The sequence below is a fragment of the Arthrobacter sp. I3 genome, assembly GCF_000520575.1.
In the GTDB taxonomy this organism is placed as follows: domain Bacteria; phylum Actinomycetota; class Actinomycetes; order Actinomycetales; family Micrococcaceae; genus Arthrobacter; species Arthrobacter humicola_A.
Genome location: NZ_KI914962.1, coordinates 45,368 through 51,284 on the forward strand (window position 1 = coordinate 45,368; position 5,917 = coordinate 51,284).

Here is a 5,917-nt window from a genome sequence, read left to right on the forward strand (position 1 = left end):
CCGCCGGCATCGCCGGCGGGGAGTTCCTCTCTGCTTACGCCGCCTCGAAGTTCGGTGTGGAGGGCTGGGCCGAATCCCTGGCCCCCGAAGTTGCCCCGTTCGGCATCCGCACCATGATCGTTGAGCCGGGATTCTTCCGCACCGAGCTCCTCACCCCGGAATCCACCAGCTACGCGGCATCCACTATCGGGGACTATTCCGAGCGGACCGAGCAGACAGTCACCGCGTGGAAAGGGATGAACGGCCTTCAGGGCGGGGACCCGGCCAAGCTCGCCGTCGCCCTCATCCAACTGGCGGAGCTGGATGAATCGCCGCTGCGCTTCGCCGCCGGAGCGGACGCCGTTGGAGTCTTTGAGGCCCGGGCCAAGGAACTCCAGGTCCAGGCCGACGCCCACCGCGAGCTCTCCAGCAACCTGGCCCACGACGACGCCTGACACCGACGCCTGACGACGACGCCTGACACCGACGCAAACTGACGACGTCGGGAGCGTCCCGCCGTCGTCCACCCAGTCTCGACATATCCGCTGGACGCCAATGGCTACCGGCCGCCCAAAACCCTTGCCACGCTGTGGGTCATGCCCACATTCCAGGCCGGGGAACCACACCCAAAGGAAATACACCATGAAGAACGCACGCCTCGGAAGCCTGGAAGTCTCCCGCATCGGACTCGGCGCCATGACCATGGCCGGCACCTACACCAGCGAGGGCGCCCTGGATAACGCGGAGTCGATCCGGACGATCCACCGCGCCCTTGACCTCGGGGTCACCCACATCGACACCGCGGAGATCTACGGGCCGTTCCTGAGCGAGGAGATCGTCGGCCAAGCCGTCAAGGGACGCCGCGATCAGGTCAGGATTGCAACGAAGTTCGGCCTGGTCTCCCATTCCGGGGGCGGCCCCGGCGTGGTCGACAGCAGCGCGGCGAACGTGAAGGCCGCCGTCGAGGGCTCCCTCAAGCGCCTGGGCACCGACCACATCGACCTGTACTACCAGCACCGGATCGACCGGAACACCCCGATCGAGGAGACGGCCGGCGCGGTTGCTGACCTGATCACCGAGGGCAAGGTGCTGCACTTCGGGCTGTCCGAGGCCTCCCCGGAGACCATCCGCCGGGCACACGCCGTGCAGCCGGTCTCGGCATTGCAGACGGAGTACTCGCTGTGGACCCGGGACGTGGAGGCGGAGATCCTGCCGCTGCTGCGCGGCCTCGGAATTGGGTTCGTTCCGTATTCGCCGCTCGGACACGGGCTGCTGACGGGCCAGATCCGCTCCGTCGATGACTTCGCCGACGACGACTGGCGCAAGACCAACCCCAGGTTCACGGGTGGGAACTTCCGCCGCAACCTCGCGATCGTCGACGAGGTGAAGGCCATCGGCGCCGAGATCGGTGCGACCCCCGCGCAGACCGCCCTCGCGTGGCTGCTGACCCGTGGGATCGACATCGCCCCGATCCCCGGCACCCGCCGGGTCTCCCGGGTCGAGGAAAACACCGCGGCCGACGGGATCGCACTCACCCGTGACCAGCTGGAGCGGCTGAACGCGCTCCGGCCCGCCGCGGGGGAACGCCACGACGAAGCCAACATGGCCTCGATCGACAGCTGACAGCCATCCGGCACCAAACAAGGGGCGCGGATGCCCGATCCGCGCCCCTGGCAGCAACTTAGGATTCGACGTCGGCGGCGGCCATTGCCTTGTTCGTGAGGACGGGCATCATCCCCAGTAGCGCGAGCGTCAGCACTCCCATGATGCCGAACATGACCTGCAGGCCCAGCCATTGGGCCAGCAGACCGCCGGCTGCTGCACCAAGCGGCATGGTGCCCCACGCCAGCAGGCGGTAGGCGCTGTTGACTCTGCCCAGCAAGCGGTTGGGAGTAATGCGCTGGCGCAGGGATACGGTGATGACGTTCCAAAGCACGATCAGCATGCCGCCCACAAAGAAGATTGGGCCAAGAACATAGGGGTTGTCGGTCAGGGCGGGCGCACCTACGAACAGCGCGGCCCCGAAGATCGTGAGCATCAGGGACGTCGACCGGCCGAGCCTGGCCTCCACCCACTCGGACATGAACGAGCCAACGAAGGCGCCGAGAGCGGAGGTGGTCAACAGCAGGCCGAACCCCACTTCGGACAGCCCCATCTGTGAAGCCGGGCCCACGGCAAACAGCACCAAGACCGCGAAAGCCGCGCTGGATGCGAAGTTGAACACCCCGGTCATCACCGCGAGGGTGCGCAGGATCTTCTGGTTCCAGAGGAACCGCAGCCCCTCAGCAATGTCGAATCGCAGTGTCGTCTTCTGCTCACGTTCTGTGCGAAATGCCCCCGGGACCAGGAGCAGGCCGCCAACGGCCGCAAGCCACAGGGCCGCCGGCACGGCAACGCCCGCGACCAGGCCCATGGCCACCAGCAGCCCGCCCAGCGGGGGACCAATGAACTGGTTGGTGGTGAGCTCGACGGCGTAGAGCCGGCCGTTGGCGCGCGAGAGCTGATCCCTGCGCACCAGCTGGGGCATGATCGACTGCGCGGAGGTGTCGTAGAGCGTCTCAGCCACACCCACCATCAGTGCGACAACGTACAGCGCCCAAATGGAGCCCACATCCAGCAACACGACGGCGGCCAGCAGGGCAGGCAGCACCGCCCGGCTGAGGTTGGCCCACAACATGAGCTTGCGCCGGTCCAGCCGATCGGCCAGCGCGCCGGCAGTGAGGGCGAAGAGGAGCCAGGGAAGCGTCGCTGCGACGCTCAGCCCGGCAACCAGGGTGGGTGACTGGGTGAACTGAATGGCCAGCAGCGGCAGCGCGATCTTGAAGACGCCGTCCGCGAGGTTCGAGAGCCCGGACGAGGTCCACAGCTTCCAGTAGGACGGACCCAGCGGCGCACGATGCCGTTCCTTCACCTGCGCAGCGTGACTAGTCATAGGTGGACCATTCCACAGTGATTGAGAAAATTCAAGGTGATTGAATCCAGTACATCGGATTGTAGGATTGGGGCATGACGGACGCAGAGCAGCCGAGCGCGGACCAAAAAAGACCCGTCGCGAGCGACCGGGAAATTAAGGCATTGGCCCATCCGCTGCGCCTGAGGATCCTGCGCCTGTGCGGGCTCCACGAACTGACCAACAAACAACTCGCCGACCGGCTGGGCCAGGATCCGGGAACGGTGCTTTATCACGTGCGGCAGTTGCTCTCAACGGGGTTCCTAGAACCCGCCGGGGTCCGCACGGGCGAGAGTGGCGCGCTGGAGAAGCCGTATCGTTCCACGGGGCGGTCCTGGAAGCTGGACACCGCACTGAGTGAAGCCGGTCCAGCCGGTCCGCTGGCCCCGCTTGAGGCGTTCCGGGAAGAGCTGACGGAAGCAGGACCGGACGCGCTCGCCAGCCTCTCACGCTTCATTCTGCATCTCTCCGAAGAAGATGCTGAGGACCTCACCACGCGCATCCACGCTGTGCTGAGTGAATACACCGACAGTGACCGGCAACGCTTGGACCAGCCCGCCTACGGCGGCATCTTTGCCCTGCACCGGACGTCAGACTAGGTCGCGGTCCTTCCGGAACGGGATTTGGGTCTTGCGTCGCCTTAGCGGGCTTTATTCGTAGATGGTGGGGATGGCCGGCTCGCCGGGCTGCAGCCTGTCCACCACCCGGGGCAGCTCCGCCATGGAGGCTGTGTGCCGGTCCCGCGCCCGCCCCACCGCGTCCGGGCCGGTCCAGCCGGGCACGATTTCGCCGTCTTTCATGAACTGCTGCAGGAGGGGGCGTCCGTTTCTTCCGGCGGCCGGCGGGTGGTCCACGCCGAGGACCTCGTGGGTGGCGGTGCCGCGGTGGTCGAGGCGGCGCACGGCGAATTTGCGCCCGCCCATGTTGATCTTGTCCTTCGAGGTCTTCGCCACGGCAGCCAGCTCACCGGAGTCACCGGCCCGGCTCACCAGCTTGTAGACCATCCCGGCCGTTGGCGCCCCGGATCCGGTCACCAGGGACGTGCCGATGCCGTACGAATCGGCCGGGGCGGAGCGGAGCGCGGCGACGGCGAATTCGTCCAGGTCCGAGGTCACCACGATCCTGGTGTGCACGTTGCCGAGGCTGTCCAGGAGTTCCCGGACCCACCGTGCCTGGGCCACGAGGTCTCCGGAGTCCAGCCGGATGGCCCCAAGTTTGTCTCCGGCAAGGTCGACGGCGGTGCGGACCGCCGCTTCGACGTCGTACGTGTCCACGAGCAGCGTGGTGCCGGACCCGAGCGATGCCAGCTGCGCCGCGAAGGCGTCGCGCTCGGAGTCGTGGAGCAGGGTGAAGGAGTGGGCCGCGGTGCCGATGGTCCGCAGGCCGTAACGCCGCCCGGCGGCCAGGTTCGACGTGCCGGAAAAGCCCGCGATGACAGCCGCGCGGGCCGCCGCAGCGGCCGCTTCCTCGTGCGTGCGGCGGGAGCCCATCTCAATGCAGGGCCTGCCGCCGGCGGCGCTGGTCATCCGGGATGCGGCCGAGGCGATGGCGCTGTCATGGTTCAGCACTGACAGGACGTAGGTCTCCAGGACGCAGGCCTCGGCGAACGTCGATTCGACGATCAGGACGGGGGAATGCGGGAAGTATGCCTCGCCCTCCGGATAGCCCCAGATGTCGCCGGAGAACCGGAAGGCGGCCAGGTGCTCCACGGTGTCCTCATGGACCACGCCGGTGGCGGCCAGGAAGGCGAGGTCGTCCTCGTCGAAGCGGAAGTTCGCGATCCCCTCAAGGAGCCGGCCGGTGCCGGCCACGATGCCGTACCGGCGCCCGACCGGCAGTCCCCGGGCGAAGGCCTGGAAGACGGACCGGCGGTGCGCGGCCCCGGAGTGGAGGGCCGCCTGGAACATGGTCAGCTCATAGTGGTCGGTAAAAAGGGAGGTCCGGGGTCCGTCCGGTCCGGCCGAAGTGTCCATGATCCACTCTAGGCCGGGCCGCCCGAAGCCGCAGGATGCCGCCAGTGCCGGGAGATCGCCGGAAACGCCCCAAGTCGCCGGAAACTTCCGGCGACTTCGACGATGCCGGGCTCAGACGGGGCAGCCGTCCGGGCCGCAGGCGCCGGATTCCGCACGGGAATCGGTGGTGGCGTCCGCAGCCTCCGCACCGGCGCCCACCATGACCAGCGGGTGGCTGTCCTGCCACGCCTGCTCGAGGGCGGCGGTGAAGGTTCCGGCGGGCTGGGCGCCGGAGAGTCCGAACTTCCGGTCAATCACGAAGAACGGGACACCGCTGATGCCCAGGGCGCGGGCCTCGGCGAAGTCGTTGCGGACGGCGTCCGCGTAGGTGTCCGTGCTGAACAGTTCGGCCAGGTCGCCGGCGTCGAGTCCGAGGTCAAGGCCCAGAGCGGTCAGGTACTCCTGGCTGCCGATGTCTTTGCCGTGCTCGAAGTGGTCGCTGAGCAGGCGTTCCTTCGCAGCGTCCTGCTTGCCATGGGCGGCCGCGAGGTGGATCAGCCGGTGGGCCGTGAAGCTGTTGGCGACCACGACGGCGTCGAACCGGTAGTTCAGCCCTTCGCCCTTGGCCTGGGCCGCAACGTGCTCGAACATCTGCGATACCTGCGCCGGAGCCATGCCCTTGCGCGTGCTGAGATAGTCCAGTTCGGTGCCGTCGTAGTGCTCCGGGAGCGTGGGGTCCAGCTGGTAGCTGCGCCACTGCACCTCCACGGAATCACGGTGCGGGAAGGCCGCGAGGGCGGTTTCGAAACGGCGTTTGCCGATGTAGCACCAGGGGCAGGCGACGTCGGACCAGATCTCAATCTTCATGCCCGCAACAACCGCGCCGCCGCCGGGTCCATTCCCCGGTGGCCTGTCGGCTTCGTCACGGCGCAACCGGGCGCTCCATCACGAAGTCGTGTTCCACGGTGGTGCCCAGTTGGAAGGACTTGGTGCCGACCTTGCGGAAGCCGGACTTTTCGTAGAACCGGATGGCCCG

6 protein-coding genes and 1 pseudogene are annotated in these 5,917 nt (G+C 67.4%); 3 read left to right on the top strand and 4 right to left on the bottom strand.

The features are described from left to right. Both Y706_RS26735 and Y706_RS0120265 read left to right on the top strand, forming a co-directional pair. Positions 1–434, top strand: a 434-nt coding sequence (locus Y706_RS26735) for an SDR family NAD(P)-dependent oxidoreductase (protein WP_043436647.1), incomplete at its 5' end; no start/stop codon positions are given. Positions 435–621: 187 nt separating this feature from the next. Continuing rightward, positions 622–1,602, top strand: coding sequence for an aldo/keto reductase (locus Y706_RS0120265; RefSeq protein ID WP_028278019.1), 981 nt, complete (start codon positions 622–624; stop codon positions 1,600–1,602). Positions 1,603–1,660: 58 nt separating this feature from the next. Here Y706_RS0120265 and Y706_RS0120270 read toward each other — a convergent pair whose 3' ends face one another. Continuing rightward, positions 1,661–2,911 carry an MFS transporter gene (locus Y706_RS0120270; RefSeq protein WP_043436649.1) on the bottom strand — a complete coding sequence of 417 codons (1,251 nt, stop codon included), beginning with the start codon at positions 2,909–2,911 and terminating at the stop codon, positions 1,661–1,663. A gap of 74 nt (positions 2,912–2,985) precedes the next feature. On the opposite strand from Y706_RS0120270, the gene Y706_RS0120275 reads away from it, so the two are divergent. Next, positions 2,986–3,528, top strand: a complete 543-nt coding sequence (locus tag Y706_RS0120275) for an ArsR/SmtB family transcription factor (protein ID WP_028278021.1) — start codon at positions 2,986–2,988, stop codon at positions 3,526–3,528. 51 nt (positions 3,529–3,579) lie between these two features. On the opposite strand, the gene Y706_RS0120280 is transcribed toward Y706_RS0120275, so the two are convergent. The 3 genes and pseudogenes from Y706_RS0120280 to Y706_RS30480 all read right to left on the bottom strand — a co-directional run. Then, entirely contained in the window at positions 3,580–4,902 is a 1,323-nt protein-coding gene (locus Y706_RS0120280) for a nicotinate phosphoribosyltransferase (RefSeq protein ID WP_028278022.1), read from the bottom strand. A gap of 111 nt (positions 4,903–5,013) precedes the next feature. Next, on the bottom strand, positions 5,014–5,748 hold the full coding sequence (locus tag Y706_RS0120285; protein ID WP_028278023.1) for a DsbA family oxidoreductase: 735 nt from the start codon (positions 5,746–5,748) through the stop codon (positions 5,014–5,016). A gap of 55 nt (positions 5,749–5,803) precedes the next feature. Then, positions 5,804–5,917 (bottom strand): annotated as a pseudogene (locus Y706_RS30480) (GNAT family N-acetyltransferase); the annotation flags it as partial.